This window comes from Chryseobacterium sp. DZ-32 (assembly GCF_059587025.1).
Genome location: NZ_JCAIOM010000001.1, coordinates 379,220 through 397,039, shown reverse-complemented (window position 1 = coordinate 397,039; position 17,820 = coordinate 379,220). Strand labels below are relative to the sequence as shown.

The window sequence follows — 17,820 nt, the reverse complement described above, 5'->3', positions numbered from 1 at the left end:
GTAAATAAAAAACACAATTAAGCATGTATCATAACCCCGTTTTGTTGAAGCAGAGTGTTGATGATTTGGTGACAAATCCTGACGGAATATATGTGGACTGCACCTTTGGAGGCGGAGGCCACTCAAGAGAAATCCTGAGCAGACTTTCCGACAAAGGGAGATTGTTCAGTTTTGATCAGGATCTGGATGCACTTAAAAATACAATTGATGACCCAAGGTTTACATTAGTGAATCAGAATTTCAGATTCCTGGAAAACTCCTTGCTGATGTATGGCATTTCACAGGTAGATGGTGTTTTGGCAGACTTAGGTGTGTCTTCCCATCAGTTTGATGAAGCAGACAGAGGATTCTCAACAAGAAGCAATGCTCCTTTGGATATGAGAATGAATGTGATGCAGAATCTTGATGCCAAAAGAGTGATTAATGAATATGAGGAAGAAGAACTTGCAGACATTTTTTACCACTATGGAGAATTGAGAGAAGCAAGGAAGCTGGCGAGAGAAATTGTTCATCACAGAAAAACAAAAAGTATAGAAACCACGGAAGATCTGAAAAAATTGTTCAGCTACATTCCGCCTCACAAAGTGAATAAGTTCTATGCCCAGCTCTTCCAGGCAGTAAGAATTGAAGTCAACCAGGAGCTTGAAGTATTGAAAGAAATGTTGGTTCAGGCTTTTAATGTGTTGAAACCGGAAGGAAGATTAGTCGTTATTTCTTACCACTCTCTGGAAGACCGTTTGGTAAAAAGATTCCTGAAAAACGGAATGTTTGAAGGAGAACCGGAAAGAGATATCTACGGAAATTATAAAAAGGCATTTGAACTGATTAAGAGTAAAGCAATCATTCCTGATGAAAAGGAGATTGAAGAAAACTCAAGAGCAAGAAGTGCCAAGATGAGAACGGGAATTAAAGTATAAATGTGAATGAGTGAATCGTGAATCATTTGGCAAAATAAAATTGACTATTGACACGAAGTAAATTCACTGCGAAGCAAATTGACATAATAAATTGGCAAAAAGAACAACAAATCGCCCTCAGAAAAGACTCACTTTTATAGACATTATAAAAGGAAACTTTCTGAATCGTGATGAGATCAAAATACATTACAAGTATTTTCTCCTCTTATTTGTTCTGATGATGGCCATGATTTATACCAACCATCTCGTCAATAAAAAAATAAAAATTGTAAACGCCTTAAAGGAAGAAACGGAAGAATACAAATCACGAAACGCTTACGCCCAAAGTAAGCTGATCAAAGTAAAAATGGAATCAGAGCTGGGGAAAGAGGTTGCACGGGATTCATTGATGACCCTGGAAAACCACCCTCACAAATTGCTAATAAAACTGGATAGTACAGATGCAAAAGCAAAATGAATACGACAATAAACGTAAGAAAACGTTACGATGGGGCTACCTCTTTGCAGTGGTAGCTTTGTGCGTGTTTGTCATGTTCTTGGCGAGGATTGTCATCCTTCAGAATACCAATGTCCAGGAAATAAAAGATGATTACATTAATAAAAACTATCGTGAAGCTACTTTAAAAGCGGCCCGCGGAAACCTTTTTGCCTCTGACGGCTCTATCCTTGCCACCACGGTAATGAGATATGACATCTATCTTGACTTCAAGACAATGAAAGATACGGTGTACTCCAACAACATCGGAGCGCTTACTGATTCTCTGAGCAAAATGTTCGGAAAACCAAGAAGTGAATTCAGAAAGAAGTTTGACGAGCAGAAAAAAAAGAAAAACCAGTACTACACTTTGGTGAAAGGACTTGATTTTGATCAATATGACAGAATCCGAAAGTTCCCGATCTTCAAAAAAGGTAAAAATAAAGGGGGATTTATCGTTGACAGAAACTATAAAAGAGAGTTAGCAACATCAGAAATCGGAGCCGGAACCATCGGTATGGACAACGGTGAACTTAAATCCGGACTGGAAGGTGCTTTCTCAAAATATTTAACCGGAACAGACGGCAAAAGACTTGAACAAAGAATCAATTCTTCCCAATGGAAACCTATCGACTTCTGGAAGGTTCAGGAACCGGTAGACGGTGAGGATGTTTATACGACTTTAGATCTTAGAATTCAGGACATTGCGCACTCCGCACTTGAGAAGCAACTGATTAATTTCGAAGCCAAACACGGAACCGTGATTGTGATGGAAGTGGAAACCGGAAAAGTACGTGCTCTTGTTAATTTAAGAAGAACAGAAGAAGGAGAATACGAAGACTCTTACAACTACGCGCTGAAAGATAATATCGAGCCCGGATCTACTTTTAAAACCATTTCGCTTCTGGCAGCAATGGACGATGGATTTATCGATGAAAACACAACGGTAAATGTAGGAAACGGAGTTTGGGTCTATGCAAAACAGAGAATCTCTGACGGCCACGGAGGAGGAACATACGATATCAGTGATGTGTTGGCGAAGTCCAGTAACGTAGGAACAGCCAAACTGATCACAAAGTATTATGCTGAAAAGCCACAGATTTTTCTTGATCACCTGAAACGTTGGAAATTATTCGATAAGATGGATATCGAGCTTCCGGGAATCACAAAACCGAAGATCGTGACACCGCAAAATAAAAGATGGAATGCCGCAACACTGGCTTCTATTTCTTACGGATATTCTTCCAACATCAACCTGCTGCAGCTGACAACCTTCTACAACGGAGTTGCCAACGGAGGAAAAATGCTTAAGCCCTTATTCATTGATAAAATCATGAAAGACGGAAAAGTGATGTACAGCGCAAAACCTGAAGTAATGGTAAACAAAATGGCTTCGGAGAAAGCTATTAAAATGATGACCAGTGCATTAACCAAAGCAGTAGAAAAAGGAACCGGACGAAGCATCTTTACTCCTAACCTGAAAATGGCAGGAAAAACAGGAACCGCAAGATTTGAGTACTGGCTGCCCGGCCCAATGAAGTACCGCGCATCGTTTGCAGGCTTCTATCCCGCTGATGCTCCAAAATATACGTGCTATGTGATGATCAGTGAACCTAATACCGCAAAAGGGTTTTATGGAGGTTCCGTTTCAGCACCGGTGTTTAAAGAAATTGCAGGAAAAACATTCCTGAAAACACCTCAGAATATTGAAAAAGAAATGCTTGTAGACAAAAAGGTAAACCTTAGCAAAATGGTGGAGCCTAATGTCAAAGTAGCGGTCAATGATAAACAAATGCCTAATGTGGTAGGATTAATCGGGAAAAATGTAATCCCGCAGTTGGAAAACTTAGGCTACCGTGTCGACTATAAAGGAGTGGGAAGAATTAAAGAACAATTCCCGCTGGAAGGCACAACGATAAGTAAGAACCAGAGAATTTATTTGTCTCTGCAAAATTAAGAACAAAGTTCCGCAAGGACCATTTAAAACAAAATAGGGCAAAGCCTTATTGATAAAGATGATTATAACAGAATTAGTAAACAGAATCCCAGTATTGGAAATTCACGGAGATAGCAACCGTGAGGTTACAGAATTGGTGATCGACAGCAGAAAAGTTACAGAAAACTCTCTTTACATTGCGATGAGGGGAACGGTTGTGAATGGCCACTCATTCATTGCATCTGCTATTGAAAAAGGTGCCGCAACAATCGTTTGCGAAGAATTTCCGGAAACTTTGGCTGAAAATGTAACCTATGTTCAGGTGAAAGATTCATCTAAAGCGCTGGGCCACCTTGCTTCCAACTTCTATGGAAACCCTTCTCAGAAATTAAAACTGATTGGAGTTACCGGAACTAATGGAAAAACATCTGTTTCTACCCTTCTTTTTGATGTTTTCAAAAACCTGGGCTATGAATCTGCTTTGCTTTCCACTGTTGAGATCAGAATCGGGGAAGAAATAATCCCCGCTACTCACACTACTCCTGATGTAATTATCATCAACAGGATTTTAGCGGAAGCGGTAGAAAAAGGATGTGAATTTGCTTTCATGGAAGTAAGCTCACACGGAATCGCTCAAAACAGAATTGAAGGATTACACTTCAAAATAGCAGGTTTCACCAACCTTACTCATGATCATTTAGATTATCATAAAACGTTTGAAGAATATTTAAAAACAAAGAAAAGATTCTTCGACCAGTTAGAAGATACAGCCATTGCCATCACCAATGTGGATGACAAAAATGGAAACGTCATGCTTCAGAACACCAAGGCTAAAAAGAAGTCTTACGCTTTGAAAACCATGGCAGACTATCACGGGAAATTATTGGAAGTGGATTTCAACGGAATGCTGTTGAACTTCAACGGAAAAGAATTCTGGACGACATTAACCGGAAAATTCAATGTATATAATTTACTGCTTGTCTTCGGAATTGCTGCTGAACTAGGTTTTGAGCAGGACGAAATTCTTCAGGCTATCAGCAAATTAAAAAGAGTTTCCGGAAGATTTGAAACCTTCAAATCCGATGGTGGAATTTTCTTTATCGTAGATTATGCACACACTCCGGATGCTTTGGAAAACATTCTGGACAGCATCAACGATATCAGAACCAAAAACGAAAGATTAATCACCGTATTCGGCTGCGGAGGAGACAGAGATCACTCCAAAAGACCTGAAATGGGAAATATTGCCACTAAAAAATCAACCCTGGCAATCATCACTTCAGACAATCCGAGAACAGAAGATCCTGCACAGATCATCAAAGAAATTGAAGCAGGCGTTGAACCACAGAACTTCAGCAAATACACTTCAATTCCGGACAGAAAAGAAGCCATAAAAATGGCCATCAAGTTTGCAGAACCTAAAGATATCGTTTTAGTTGCCGGAAAAGGCCACGAAAACTATCAGGAGATCAATGGTGTGAAACATCATTTTGACGACAAAGAAGTAATTAATGAGCTTTGGAAATTAATGAGCAAATAAATTACAAATGATAACTGAAAGAATAATTGTTCAATCATTCATCAATTATCAATGATCATTTATTAACAATTGAAACTATGCTATACTATCTATACGAATATCTAACCAACCATGGAATTCACGTTCCGGGATTAGGAATGTTAAAATACATTTCCTTCCGTGCCGGAATGGCTGTATTATTCTCGCTTATTATTGCTCTTGTCTACGGAAAAAGAGTAATCAATTACCTGAGAACAAAACAAATGGGAGAATTGGTGCGTGATCTGGGATTGGATGGGCAGAAACAAAAAGAAGGAACTCCTACCATGGGAGGGCTTATTATTATTTTGGCAACCATCATTCCGGTATTGCTGTTTACGAGAATTACCAATGTTTACATTGTGCTGTTGTTGGTTTCTATGTTCTGGATGGGTGCTATTGGTTTCCTTGATGATTACTTAAAGAAAATTAAAAAAAATAAAGACGGTTTAAGTGGTAAATTCAAAATTGTTGGTCAGGTCGGATTAGGGCTAATTGTCGGAATTACAATGTATTTCCACCCGGACATTACCGTTAAAAGAAAATATGCAGATGCTAAAGTAGTGAACAGGAACAATGTAGAGCAAAACTTTATGCCTACAGAAAAAATTACCGTTTCCACTGTTCCTTTTGCCAAAAATAATGAATTCGATTATAGTGGAATTTTATTTTGGATGAATGATAAAGATGCCCATGAGTGGGCATGGATTGTCTTTATTCCCATTGTAATCTTCATTGTAACAGCCGTTTCCAATGGAGCCAACATCACCGACGGAATTGATGGTCTTGCAGCAGGAACAAGTGCTATTATACTGCTCACGCTGGCTCTTTTCGCTTACCTTTCCGGGAACATCATCTTTGCAGACTATCTTAATATCATGTTCCTTCCCAACATGGGGGAAACCACCATTTTTGCAGTCGCAATGGTAGGTGCTGTAATTGGATTCTTCTGGTACAACACTTATCCTGCGCAGGTTTTCATGGGAGATACCGGAAGCTTAATGCTGGGAGGTGTAATTGCTGTTTTAGCCATTATTTTAAGAAAAGAATTGCTGATTCCTGTATTATGCGGAATCTTCTTAATTGAAAACCTGTCTGTAATGCTTCAGGTAGTTGTTTTCAAATACAGAAAAAGAAAATATGGGCTGGAATATGCTCAAAACAACAGACTATTCAAAATGTCACCATTACACCATCATTATCAGAAAGAAGGTTTCCACGAGAGTAAAATCGTGAACCGAATGATTATCATCGGAGTAATATTGGCCATTGTATGTCTGATCACATTAAAAATGAGATAAAAAATAAAAGCTGTAAGCAATAAGCATAAAGCTTAAAGCCTATAGCATAAAGCTTTTATAATATGAAAATAGTTGTTTTAGGAGGTGGAGAAAGCGGATGCGGAGCTGCTTATCTGGCTAAAAAGAAAGGTCTGGAAGTATTTCTTTCAGATAAAGGAGCCATTAAGGATAACTATAAGCAGTTTCTTACCGAAAATGAAATTGAATTTGAAGAAGGAAATCACGATGAAGATAGGATTTTAAATGCTGACTGGATCGTAAAAAGCCCGGGAATTCCGAAAAAGGCTGATATCATCAATAGAATTCATGAAAAAGGAATCAGACTTTCCTCTGAAATTGAATTTGCTTCTGAATTTACAGATGCAAAGATCATTGCCATTACCGGAAGCAACGGAAAAACAACCACAACTTCCCTGATTTACTATATCCTGAAAAATGACGGATTGAATGTAGGTTTAGGAGGAAATATCGGATACAGCTTTGCCAAGCAGGTGGCAGATGAAAACCATGAATATTATGTACTGGAGGTAAGCTCTTTCCAGCTGGATGATATTCAGAATTTCAGACCTTATATTTCTTTATTGTTGAATCTGTCTCAGGATCACCTGGATCAGTACAACTACAATTATGAAGAATATGCATTGGCCAAATTCCGAATCACAGAAAACCAGGAGAATGATAACTTCTTCATCTACAACAAGGATGATGAAATGAGTAAAAATCTTCTTGAAAAGCTTGAAATAAAGGCGAAAATGATTCCTTTCTCAACCAAAGAGAAATTAACGGAAGGAGGTTTTGTGAATGATGATGAAATTGTGGTTAAAATGAAAGACGAATTCGCAATGAAAGTTGATGAATTGTCTCTGCTGGGAAATCACAATGTAGCCAACAGCCTAGCAGCATCTATTGCCGGTAAGATATTAAAAATCAACAATGAAAGCATCAGACATTCATTGATGACTTTCCAGGCCGTAGAACACAGATTGGAGTTCGTTACTGAAATTGATAACGTAAAATACATCAACGACAGTAAAGCAACCAATGTTAACGCTACTTATTACGCCTTAGAAAGTATGAAAACACCAACTGTATGGATTGTTGGTGGATTAGATAAAGGAAATGACTATACAGAAATTGAAGATTTAGTCAAAAGAAAAGTAAAGGCAATTGTTTGTCTTGGAATAGATAACAAAAAGATCATCGATTTCTTTAAAGATAAAAAAGAGCTTATTTATGATACTTCGAGCATGGAAGAAGCCGTGAGAATTTCAAAATCACTGGCTAAAAAAGGCGACACGGTCTTATTATCTCCATGCTGCGCAAGCTTTGACTTGTTCAAAAGCTATGAAGACAGAGGACGCCAGTTTAAAGAACAGGTATTAAATGCCAATGGCCATTAGCCATTAGCCAATAGCATTAAATATGGACGAACAGAACACAGAAAACAGATTTGAATTTCTAAAGGGCGATAAAGTACTTTGGATGGTCATCCTTGTGATCTCCATTTTCTCTATTTTCCCGGTATACTCTGCAAGTTCAAATCTCGAATACATTGTCAATAACGGGACCACAACAGGCCACGTTATCAAACATATGTTCTTTGTAGTTCTGGGACTAGCCATTATGAGACTGGTAGGAACTATAAAATATGAATACATCGGAAAGCTCAGCAGTATCCTGCTCGGCCTGATGATTATTCTGTTGATTGTCACCATGTTTACCGGACAAACCATTGATGGAGCCAGTGCTTCCAGATGGCTGAAAATTCCGGGAACACCAATCTCTTTTCAGCCTTCATCATTTGCCTTTTTAATGCTGATCATCTATCTGTGCAGGTATCTGACCAAAAAGATCACCAGGGAAAGGCTTCCGATAGAGAATATCATGTATATTTTTGGGCCTATCCTGCTTGTTTTTGTATTGGTAGCCAAAGATAACGGTTCAACAGCATTGATGATTTTAATGGTTTCCGTGGTGGTTCTTATCATAGGACAGCTTCACTGGAAATACATTGCAGGATTTATCTCCGCTTCATTTGTAGCCATTGTGTTCTTTTTATTGATTGCTTTAAATACCAATATGATAGGTGGAAACCGTGTTCACACATGGATGAGCCGTATCGAAACCTTTACATCAAGCAAAGCCAAAACAGCAGATGTAGATGATGAAAGCGTAAAAGCAAAAAATTATCAGGTAATGCAGGCCAAAGCAGCCATTGTACACGGCGGAATTACCGGAATGGGGCCAGGAAAAAGTGCATTGAAACAAATGCTTCCTCAATCTGCCTCCGACTTTATTTTCGCAGTGATTGTAGAAGAATATGGAGTGATAGGAGCCGCCTTCCTGATCAGTTTATACCTGATCATGATGATAAGGATTGTAATGATCGCCAGTAAAATGCCGGCATTCTTTGGATCGTTGCTCGTGCTCAGCCTCGGGGTAATGATTTTTATTCAGCTTTCAGTAAATATTGCTGTAGCGGTGAATCTGATTCCGGTAACAGGACAGCCTCTGCCTTTGATCAGTTACGGAGGAACCTCAATGCTGGTGACTTATTTACAGTTAGGTATTATTTTAAATATAAGCTCAAGAATTCAGATTTATGACGAAGAAGGAATGGGCAAAAAACAAAGTATAGCAGAAATAAACGATATCGCTTAAAATGGACAAAAAATTAAAAATACTATTATCAGGCGGAGGAACCGGAGGACATATCTTCCCGGCCATTGCCATTGCAGATGAGATCAGAAAAAGATTTCCTGATGCAGAATTTTTGTTCATTGGTGCCAACGGGAAAATGGAAATGGAAAAAGTTCCTCAGGCAGGCTATAAAATCGAAGGAATTGATATCGCAGGAATTGACAGGGGGAATCTGCTTTCCAATCTGGGACTTCCTTTCAAGATTCTGAAAAGTTTATCAAAATCTAAAAAAATTATCAAAGACTTCGCTCCGGACTTTGCTGTAGGAACCGGAGGATTTGCCAGCGGCCCAGCTCTTTATGAAGCAAGCAAAATGGGAATTCCGATTTTCATACAGGAACAGAACGCTCACGCTGGGGTAACCAATAAAATTTTAAGCAAGAAAGCCAAAGCCGTTTTCACAGCCTACCCAAAAGTAGAAGGCTTTCCTACAGAGAAAATAAAGTTTCTGGGAAATCCGATTCGTGAGAATATTGTTTCAGGAATGCAGGAAACCGCTCAGGCAAAAGAGAAAATGGGATTGGATAAAGATAAACTTACGATTCTTTCTGTAGGAGGTTCTTTGGGATCCAGAACATTGAATAATGCCTGGAAAGAAAATATTGAGAATCTGAAAGAAAAAGGATATCAGTTAATTTGGCAAACAGGAAAGTTGGATTACAAAGAATTATCTTCCAGCCTCCAGCTTCCAGTTTCCATTCATTTGAAAGAATTCATCAAAGACATGGAACTTGCCTACTCTGCTGCTGATATCATTGTTTCCAGAGCCGGAGCTATTGCCATTTCAGAGTTGGCTGTAGCACAAAAGCCGGTGCTTTTGGTACCTTTCCCTTTTGCAGCGGAAGACCATCAAACCAAAAATGCCATGAACCTGGTTGAAAAAAATGCTGCCAGAATGGTAAAAGACACTGAAATGCAGGAAAAATTCTGGAATACATTATCAGAAATCTGCGAAAATGAAAGGATAAGAAAAGAAATGTCCGACAATCTGAAATATTTTGCCAAACCTAATGCCGCAAAAGAGATTGTAGACGAGATTTTTAACGTAATAAAATAGTTAGGAAAGGCTTCGACAAGCTCAGCCTGACATGAGTAAATAAAACAGTTAGTATTAGAGGTGTCACCCTGAGCTTGTCGAAGGGCCAGTAAGCAAACACTAATGAATGAAAATATATTATGTATACATTGTAAAATGTTCCGATAATTCTTACTATACAGGCTTTACCAATGATTTGGAAAGAAGAATTAACGAACATAATGACGGATTAAATTCTGAAAGTTACACGTATACAAGAAAACCTGTGGAACTTGTTTTCTACCATGAGTTTAATGATGTTAATCAAGCTATAAGATTTGAAAAACAAGTTAAAGGCTGGAGTAGGAAAAAGAAAGAAGCAATAATAAATGATAACTGGGATTTATTACCACTGTTATCAAAAAATAGGATGAAAGATTAGAAGGCTTCGACAAGCTCAGCCTGACACCGTTAAAATATAGTTTATTAAAGGGGCATGGATGTTAGTTGATGAAAGTCTTATAATATAAAATATTAGTAATAAAACTCTGAACTGGTTAAAGAGTTATTAAAGATTAAAATATAAATGAACATTTTACAAACATATCAGACTTTTTACTTCGTCGGAATCGGAGGTATCGGAATGAGTGCATTGGCACGCTATTTCAATGCGTCCGGAAAAAAAGTATTGGGTTACGACAAAACCAATACAAAACTTACTCAGAATCTGATGAATGAAGGCATTGATATTGTTTTTGAAGACCTTATTGATGAAAGGATCACATCCCTTCAGAAAGAAGACACGTTGGTAATTTATACTCCGGCGATCAAAACGCTTGGAATATTGGATTATTTCAATCAAAATCAGTTTGAAGTTTTAAAACGTGCTAAAGTTTTAGGATTAATTACTGAAAATACAGACTGTATTGCCATTGCAGGAACTCATGGGAAGACCACCACATCTACCCTTGTGGCCCACTTGTGTAAAGAAGCAGACCTTCCTTTCTCATGTTTTCTGGGAGGAATTTCTGAAAATTTTAAATCCAACTTCCTGTACAACGGTTCCACCTATTCCGTAGTAGAAGCAGATGAATATGACAGAAGCTTCCTGAACCTGTCTCCGGACTGGGCAGTAGTAACTTCTACAGATGCGGACCATCTTGATATTTACGGAGATAAGAGTCATATTGAAGAAGGTTTCAGACAGTTTGCTGCTTTAGTTCCTCAAGACAAACAACTTTTTGTAAGAAAAGGTCTGGAGATTGGCAGAGGGCATCAAACTTATGCGGTAAATGAGCCTGCAGATTATTATTCAGACAACCTGCGTATGGAGCATGATAAAATTTATTTTGACTTCCATACTCCAACGGAAACAATAAAAGATTTTGTCTGGGAAATTCCGGGAATTCATAATGTGGAAAATGCCACTGCAGCACTGGCTATCCTGCATAATTTAGGCGCAGATTTTGATACGCTGAAAAAAGCAATTGCCAATTTTAAGGGAATTAAAAGAAGATATACCAAACATATTTATCAAAACGGTAAAATTTACATTGATGATTATGCTCACCACCCTACAGAAATCAATGCTGTAATGAGCTCAATCAGAACATTTTATCCTGATAAAAAGCTATTGGTAGCTTTCCAGCCTCACCTTTTCAGCAGAACAAGAGATTTCGCAGATGGATTTGCGGAAAGCTTAAGTAAGGCAGATGAACTCATTCTTCTTGATATTTATCCTGCAAGAGAGCTACAGGAAAATTTTGAGGGAATTACTTCAAACTGGCTGCTGGAGAAAGTAACATTAGATAAAAAAGAGGTATCGGCTTTATCCGATGCTTTTGAAAAAATAAAAGAAAAAGATTTTGATATTCTCCTTACTGTAGGTGCAGGAAATATAGATACCCTGTATGACCCTATTTGTGAATGGATAAATAAATTGTAAAAAGTAATAATGTATTTACGTATTCATGAATACATTTTACATAAATACATGAATACAAAAAATGTATGAAAAATAAATACAGAATATTAAAAATTGTTGTCACCGTAATTATCCTGGGATTGTTACTGAGCTTCTCATTGAGGAGATTCAGCCGTGAGCAGATTACGGACAATAAGATTTCTGTAAAAATGAGTGAGAAAACTCCGGTATATTTTGTTGATGAAAAAGATATCAGGGAAATTGTAAAAAAAGAAAACCCATCGGGGAAAGTAGGCGATCTTAATATTCCTGCTTTAGAAAAAAAGATCAATTCCTTACCGGCAGTAGACAGCGCCAATGTTTATCTGAACCTGAACGGAAAGCTGAATCTGGATATCAAACAGAGAGTGCCAGTTTTCAGATTAAATAAAGACGGAAAAGACTTTTATGTGGATGAGAAAGGAATTGAATTTCCTATTTCAAGAACCTATTCACACCCTTGTATGCTGGTAACCGGAAACGTAAAGCCTGATGAATATGAGAAGCTGGCAGAACTGGTAGAAAAAATTGATAAAGATGATTTCAGTAAGAAGTACTTTATTGGAATCTCTAAAAGTAAAGACAGCTATAGCCTTCTGACAAGTGAAGGAAATTATAGAGTGGAAATTGGAGACCTTGATAATATTGATTTTAAAGTAAAAGGATTTAAAACGTTTGTGGAAAAATACCTTGTGTATCAGGATCCTCAGAAATACAGCATGGTTTCTGTAAAATATCAGAATCAGATTGTCACTACTTTAAACCCTTATTTTAAGGAAAATGACAGTATTTTAAAGGCAGGAAAGATGGAATTGGCAAAAGTTCCTTCCCCAACAGCCGCTAAAAAGACGGAAGCTAAACCCAAAATAGCAGAGGTAAAAAAGACCAGCTCCACCTCGGTAAAACCGAAAGAGATTACCAAACCGAAAGGACAAACAAAAGAAACCAAAAAAGCGGAGAAAAAGCCACCCGTCAAGGCGCAGTCCAAGCCTAAGGCAAAAGTAAAAATAGAATAAGTCCCTCAGGGCATTTAATACACAAATAGGAAACTATCCTTATAGATAAAAAAGTAGAAAAAAATCAAATCGATATAAAATGGAAAATCAAGAGTATTCAGTAGGTCTGGACATCGGGACAACGAAGATAGTCGCGATTGTCGGAAGAAGGAATGCACACGGGAAGATAGAAGTTCTCGGTGTTGGAAAAGCTAAGAGTCTTGGTGTTCATAAAGGTATTGTGAATAACATTTCACAAACCATTAATTCAATCAAGGCTGCAGTCTCCGAAGCACAATCCAGCGCCGGAGTTCCTATCCGCAAAGTTACGGTAGGTATTGCAGGAAAACACATCCGTTCTCTGCAGCACTCCGATTATATTATGCGTGAACATCCTGACAAATTTATTACAGACGACGACATCGAAGCATTAAAAGATCAGGTAAAAAAGCTGGTTATGCTTCCCGGAGAAGAAATTATCCACGTACTTCCTCAAGAATATAAAGTGGATTCCGAGGGGGAAATTCAGGAACCTGTCGGAATGCATGGAAAACGTTTAGAAGCCAACTTCCACGTCGTAGTAGGGCAAATGGGCAGCATCAGAAATATTGCAAGATGCGTTCGTGAAGCCGGATTAGAAATGGAAGCCCTTACTTTAGAACCATTGGCATCTTCTGAAGCTGTCCTTACAAAAGAAGAAAAAGAAGCCGGTGTAGCCATTGTTGACATTGGTGGTGGTACAACAGATATTGCAATCTTTAAAGATAATATCATCCGTCATACCTGTGTGATTCCGTACGGAGGCGGAATTATTACCGAAGATATCAAAGAAGGCTGTTCCATCATAGAAAAACATGCAGAACAACTGAAAGTAAAGTTTGGTTCGGCTGTTCCCGAATTAGAAAAAGACAGTACTTTTGTAACCATTCCCGGACTTCACGGAAGACCGGACAAAGAGATTTCTTTAAAAACTTTAGCGCAGATCATCAATGCAAGAGTAGAAGAAGTTTTGGAAATGGTGAATACAGAGCTGAAAGCTTACGGTGCTTTTGAACAAAAGAAAAAACTGATTGCCGGAATCGTTCTTACGGGTGGTGGTTCAAACCTGAAACACCTTCGTCAGCTGGCCAATTATACGACAGGTTTCGACAGCAGAATCGGTTTTGCGAATGAATATATCGCCAATGATAAAAATCAGTATCTGAAAGGCCCTGAATTTGCTACCTCTATCGGATTACTGATGGAAAGTTTAAAGATCAGAGACAAAAAACAGAATATTGACGAAGTTGTAGAAGTTGTTACAGAGCAGCCAAAACCGGAAGTTACTGCAGCACAGGCAGAAACAGCTCAACCTGTTCAGCAGGCAGCCCCGGTTCAGGAGCAGCAGTCTTTCGAAAATGAAAAGCAAGAGAACAGAAAAGCGAAATTGACCTTCGGGCAGTCGCTTATGGAAAAAGTAAAAAAATTCTTTGAAGAAGTAGAGTAAATAAATATAAATGATAAAAGATTAATGATCAATGATACCTGAAATAGATTAATATTTATTAAATTAAAGACGAATATCATTCATCAATTATCATCTATCACTTATCAATTATTAAAAGTATAGTTATGGAAAATATAGGTACACAAGGATTTTCATTTGATTTACCAAAAGGAAATTCATCCATTATAAAAGTAATCGGTGTAGGGGGCGGTGGAAATAACGCTCTGAAGCACATGTACGAGAAAGGAATCCACGGAGTAGATTTCGTGATTTGTAATACGGATGCTCAGACTTTAGATAATAACCCGGTAGCCAATAAAGTTCAGTTGGGAACTTCTATCACAGAAGGTCTTGGAGCTGGTGCCGATCCTGAAGTAGGAGAAAAATCAGCCATCGAAAGTATTGAAGATATCAAAGCTGCTATGGGTCAAAACACCAAAATGGTGTTCATCACTGCCGGAATGGGTGGTGGTACAGGTACCGGAGCCGCTCCTGTCATTGCTAAAGTAGCGAAAGACATGGGAATTCTTACCGTAGGTATTGTTACGGTTCCTTTCAGCTTTGAAGGGAAAAGAAGACTGGAACAGGCAGAAAACGGTCTTGATAAATTAAGAAACAATGTTGACTCACTTATTGTCATCAACAATGATAAACTAAGACAGCAATTCGGAAACCTTGGATTCAAGCAGGGATTCTCAAAAGCCGATGAAGTGTTAACCAATGCTGCGAAAGGTATGGCAGAGGTTATTACCGGTTACTTTGATGTAAACATTGACTTTAGAGATGCTAAATCTGTACTTCAGAATTCAGGTACTGCATTGATGTCTACAGGAACAGCTTCAGGTGAAAATAAAGCTGAAGAAGCGGTAAGAAAAGCCCTTGATTCTCCATTATTGAATGATAACAAGATTACAGGTGCTAAAAACGTATTATTATTGATCAGAAGTGGTGCTGAGGAAGTGACCATGGATGAGATCGGTATTATCATGGACCACATTCAGAAAGAAGCTGGAAACACAGCAGATATCATTTTCGGGGTAGGTGCAGATGAAGAATTAGGAGATGCGGTAAGCGTTCTTGTGATCGCCACTGGATTCTCTAATGACAATAAAAAATTTGCAGGGCCTACAGAGAAAATCAGAATCAGTCTTAATGATAGTTTTGAAGCACCTAAAAATTCTCCTTTCAAAACAAGAGAAGAAAGAGAATCAGCTCCTGAAGCAACGCATGATTTTGGTGGGAAAAACCTTTTCAGACTTGATGACGAAGAACACGACACTCCGTTCAATGTGACGTCTACTGAAAAAAAAATGATTATTGAAGAAGAACAGCCAAGAACTGAAATAAAATTCTTTGATAAAGAGGAAGGTACGGTAAATACTCCGGAACAGAACTGGAGAAATGAGGAGGAAGGAGAAGAAGAATACAGCTTATTCTCTATTGATGAGGAGAGTGAAGATCCTAATGATCTTGAGATCCAGTCTTTCTCATTTGATTTTGAAAATAAAAAAGAAGAACCACAATCCGGAACTCCTTTTAACAACTCGTTTTCAAATGAAAAGCCTGTTGAATTCAGTTTCTTTGTAAATGAGCCTATCAGAAATGAACCTAATACGGATTTCGGACAGCCAAAAGCAGAGTTTAATACACCTACAAATGCCGCTGTAGCTGAACCAGCTCAAAAGATTGAAACTTTCTATCAGAAACAGGAAGAGCCAAAAGTTGAAACAAGACCATCTTTTGAAAACAAAACAGAAATTGAAACTCCAAAAACTGAAGAATCAGAATTCACTTTCGTGAATAAAACGATTGATCAGGACAGAGTTATTGAAAGAAGAAATAAATTAAAAGAATTCAACTCGCGCTACCAGAATTTTGACAGCACAAGTGAATTCGAATCTATTCCGGCTTTTAAAAGAAAAAATATTTCGATCGACGGAAACAATGCTTCAGACCAGAATATCAATACTTACCTGTCTGATAACAATGGATCCATGCAGATCAGAGAAAACAGATTTTTAAATAAAGATGTAGACTAAATTGCTATTGGCAGTTGGCTACTAGCAAATGGCTTTCGAGACCATATAAAAGCTATCAGCCAACTGCCAGAAGCCAAAAGCAAACAAACCATGAGTTTAGAAAATACAATAAACGAAGCTATAAAAACAGCAATGAGAGCTAAAGACAAAGTGGCTTTGGATTCTCTGCGTGCTGTAAAATCTCAGATATTACTGCTTAAAACAGAGGCTATCGGTGCCGAAGTAACAGCAGAACAGGAAATTGCTATTCTTCAGAGAATGGTAAAACAACGTAAGGATTCTTACGACCAATTTACGGCACAGGGAAGAAATGACCTTGCAGAAGTCGAAGATGCTCAGATGAAAGTTATCGAGCAGTTTCTGCCAAAACAGCTTTCTGCTGAAGAATTGGAAACAGAAATTAAAAATATTATTTCTGAAACCGGAGCTGAATCCGTTAAAGATTTAGGGAAGGTAATGGGAGTTGCATCAAAAGCATTAGCCGGAAAATCAGACGGAAAAAGTATTTCCGAGATGGCTAAAAAGCTCCTTTCTTAATGCGATTAGTTTTGGGATTTTGAGTTGATCTCAATCCTGCAAAACTGTGTCTCATTCCATAACTTAGGATATACAACCTTTGCATATCGATTTGATTAAGAAGCCCGGAACTCTTCAGTTCCGGGCTTCACTTTCTTTGGATATTAAAGTTTGTTAATCAGTTTTTAATTCTAAACTGAAAAAGAATTAAGCTACTACCATATTTCAGAGAGTATTTAAGTGGTTGATTGCTTGAGGGAAAGCTTTAAATGTTTTTTTCACGGTCGTTTGTTTTTCAGAATCATTTCAAATTTAATAATAATATTTTAATATTCCTATAGTTAATTCACGTTTTTTAGAATATTATTGCAATATTAACAGTCGGTTAATTTTATATGACTAATCAATTGATAGTTTTTATATATTGAACAAACGCAAAGAATTGCTTAACTTTGTAGGGATAAAAAACAAAATATATGTATCCAACAGATTTAGTAATGCCTATGAAGGCAGAGCTTACAGATAAAGGTTTTCAGGATTTAACAACTCCGGCTCAGGTAGAAGAAGCTTTGAAACAGTCCGGAACCACATTATTGGTCATCAACTCTGTATGTGGTTGTGCGGCAGGTGCTGCAAGACCAGGAGTAGTATACTCTTTGACAGGAGACAAAAAACCAGATCATTTAACGACTGTATTTGCAGGATTTGATACTGAAGCAGTAGTAGAAGCAAGAAAACACCTTGCTCCATTCCCTCCAAGTTCTCCATGTGTAGCGCTTTTCAAAGATGGTGAATTGGTTCACATGCTGGAAAGACATCACATTGAAGGGAACCCTGCAGGAGCTATCGCAGCAAATCTTCAGGCCGCATACGATGAATATTGCTAACAAGCAATCAACTAAATACCAAACCGTTACAA

Annotated in this window: 15 protein-coding genes; all 15 read left to right on the top strand. The window is 38.0% G+C overall.

The features are described 5' to 3' along the window. Positions 1-23: 23 nt before the first annotated feature. The 15 genes from rsmH (at position 24) to AC59HC_RS01775 (ending at position 17,788) form a co-directional block, all read left to right on the top strand. A complete protein-coding gene (gene rsmH, locus AC59HC_RS01845) occupies positions 24-917 on the top strand; it encodes a 16S rRNA (cytosine(1402)-N(4))-methyltransferase RsmH (protein WP_202842308.1) in 894 nt (297 codons plus the stop codon). A gap of 91 nt (positions 918-1,008) precedes the next feature. Continuing rightward, entirely contained in the window at positions 1,009-1,374 is a 366-nt protein-coding gene (locus AC59HC_RS01840; protein ID WP_002981890.1) for an FtsL-like putative cell division protein, read from the top strand. Beyond that, positions 1,358-3,349 (top strand): penicillin-binding transpeptidase domain-containing protein, encoded by a 1,992-nt coding sequence (locus AC59HC_RS01835; protein WP_496557900.1) that lies wholly within the window; start codon positions 1,358-1,360, stop codon positions 3,347-3,349. The genes AC59HC_RS01840 and AC59HC_RS01835 overlap by 17 nt, the downstream gene beginning before the upstream one ends. A gap of 58 nt (positions 3,350-3,407) precedes the next feature. After that, entirely contained in the window at positions 3,408-4,868 is a 1,461-nt protein-coding gene (locus AC59HC_RS01830) for a UDP-N-acetylmuramoyl-L-alanyl-D-glutamate--2,6-diaminopimelate ligase (protein ID WP_496557899.1), read from the top strand. A gap of 77 nt (positions 4,869-4,945) precedes the next feature. Next, on the top strand, positions 4,946-6,187 hold the full coding sequence (gene mraY / locus AC59HC_RS01825) for a phospho-N-acetylmuramoyl-pentapeptide-transferase (RefSeq protein ID WP_114819545.1): 1,242 nt from the start codon (positions 4,946-4,948) through the stop codon (positions 6,185-6,187). Positions 6,188-6,249: 62 nt separating this feature from the next. After that, positions 6,250-7,587 (top strand): UDP-N-acetylmuramoyl-L-alanine--D-glutamate ligase, encoded by a 1,338-nt coding sequence (gene murD, locus AC59HC_RS01820; protein WP_496557898.1) that lies wholly within the window; start codon positions 6,250-6,252, stop codon positions 7,585-7,587. Positions 7,588-7,609: 22 nt separating this feature from the next. Then, positions 7,610-8,848 (top strand): FtsW/RodA/SpoVE family cell cycle protein, encoded by a 1,239-nt coding sequence (locus tag AC59HC_RS01815; protein ID WP_202842300.1) that lies wholly within the window; start codon positions 7,610-7,612, stop codon positions 8,846-8,848. A gap of 1 nt (position 8,849) precedes the next feature. Further along, positions 8,850-9,944, top strand: coding sequence for an undecaprenyldiphospho-muramoylpentapeptide beta-N-acetylglucosaminyltransferase (murG, locus tag AC59HC_RS01810; RefSeq protein WP_496557897.1), 1,095 nt, complete (start codon positions 8,850-8,852; stop codon positions 9,942-9,944). A 106-nt stretch (positions 9,945-10,050) separates the two neighbouring features. Then, positions 10,051-10,344: a GIY-YIG nuclease family protein gene (locus AC59HC_RS01805; protein WP_482384854.1), complete on the top strand. Its 294-nt coding sequence runs from the start codon at positions 10,051-10,053 to the stop codon at positions 10,342-10,344. Positions 10,345-10,488: 144 nt separating this feature from the next. Next, a complete protein-coding gene (gene murC, locus AC59HC_RS01800; RefSeq protein ID WP_496557896.1) occupies positions 10,489-11,847 on the top strand; it encodes a UDP-N-acetylmuramate--L-alanine ligase in 1,359 nt (452 codons plus the stop codon). A gap of 65 nt (positions 11,848-11,912) precedes the next feature. Next, positions 11,913-12,881, top strand: coding sequence for a cell division protein FtsQ/DivIB (locus tag AC59HC_RS01795; RefSeq protein ID WP_429811953.1), 969 nt, complete (start codon positions 11,913-11,915; stop codon positions 12,879-12,881). A gap of 79 nt (positions 12,882-12,960) precedes the next feature. Next, entirely contained in the window at positions 12,961-14,346 is a 1,386-nt protein-coding gene (gene ftsA, locus AC59HC_RS01790) for a cell division protein FtsA (protein ID WP_120232264.1), read from the top strand. Positions 14,347-14,471: 125 nt separating this feature from the next. Then, positions 14,472-16,385 (top strand): cell division protein FtsZ, encoded by a 1,914-nt coding sequence (ftsZ, locus tag AC59HC_RS01785; RefSeq protein WP_429811950.1) that lies wholly within the window; start codon positions 14,472-14,474, stop codon positions 16,383-16,385. Positions 16,386-16,475: 90 nt separating this feature from the next. Further along, positions 16,476-16,922, top strand: a complete 447-nt coding sequence (locus AC59HC_RS01780) for a GatB/YqeY domain-containing protein (protein ID WP_062672649.1) — start codon at positions 16,476-16,478, stop codon at positions 16,920-16,922. A 455-nt stretch (positions 16,923-17,377) separates the two neighbouring features. Continuing rightward, complete coding sequence (locus AC59HC_RS01775; RefSeq protein ID WP_047099553.1) at positions 17,378-17,788, top strand: BrxA/BrxB family bacilliredoxin; 411 nt, start codon at positions 17,378-17,380, stop codon at positions 17,786-17,788. Positions 17,789-17,820: the final 32 nt, after the last annotated feature.

Coding starts and splice junctions, on each gene's coding strand:
- rsmH (WP_202842308.1), top strand. CDS start 24: ATGTATCATAACCCCGTTTTGTTGAAGCAGAGTGTTGATGATTTGGTG.
- AC59HC_RS01835 (WP_496557900.1), top strand. CDS start 1,358: ATGCAAAAGCAAAATGAATACGACAATAAACGTAAGAAAACGTTACGA.
- AC59HC_RS01830 (WP_496557899.1), top strand. CDS start 3,408: ATGATTATAACAGAATTAGTAAACAGAATCCCAGTATTGGAAATTCAC.
- mraY (WP_114819545.1), top strand. CDS start 4,946: ATGCTATACTATCTATACGAATATCTAACCAACCATGGAATTCACGTT.
- murD (WP_496557898.1), top strand. CDS start 6,250: ATGAAAATAGTTGTTTTAGGAGGTGGAGAAAGCGGATGCGGAGCTGCT.
- AC59HC_RS01815 (WP_202842300.1), top strand. CDS start 7,610: ATGGACGAACAGAACACAGAAAACAGATTTGAATTTCTAAAGGGCGAT.
- murG (WP_496557897.1), top strand. CDS start 8,850: ATGGACAAAAAATTAAAAATACTATTATCAGGCGGAGGAACCGGAGGA.
- AC59HC_RS01805 (WP_482384854.1), top strand. CDS start 10,051: ATGAAAATATATTATGTATACATTGTAAAATGTTCCGATAATTCTTAC.
- murC (WP_496557896.1), top strand. CDS start 10,489: ATGAACATTTTACAAACATATCAGACTTTTTACTTCGTCGGAATCGGA.
- AC59HC_RS01795 (WP_429811953.1), top strand. CDS start 11,913: ATGAAAAATAAATACAGAATATTAAAAATTGTTGTCACCGTAATTATC.
- ftsA (WP_120232264.1), top strand. CDS start 12,961: ATGGAAAATCAAGAGTATTCAGTAGGTCTGGACATCGGGACAACGAAG.
- ftsZ (WP_429811950.1), top strand. CDS start 14,472: ATGGAAAATATAGGTACACAAGGATTTTCATTTGATTTACCAAAAGGA.
- AC59HC_RS01780 (WP_062672649.1), top strand. CDS start 16,476: ATGAGTTTAGAAAATACAATAAACGAAGCTATAAAAACAGCAATGAGA.
- AC59HC_RS01775 (WP_047099553.1), top strand. CDS start 17,378: ATGTATCCAACAGATTTAGTAATGCCTATGAAGGCAGAGCTTACAGAT.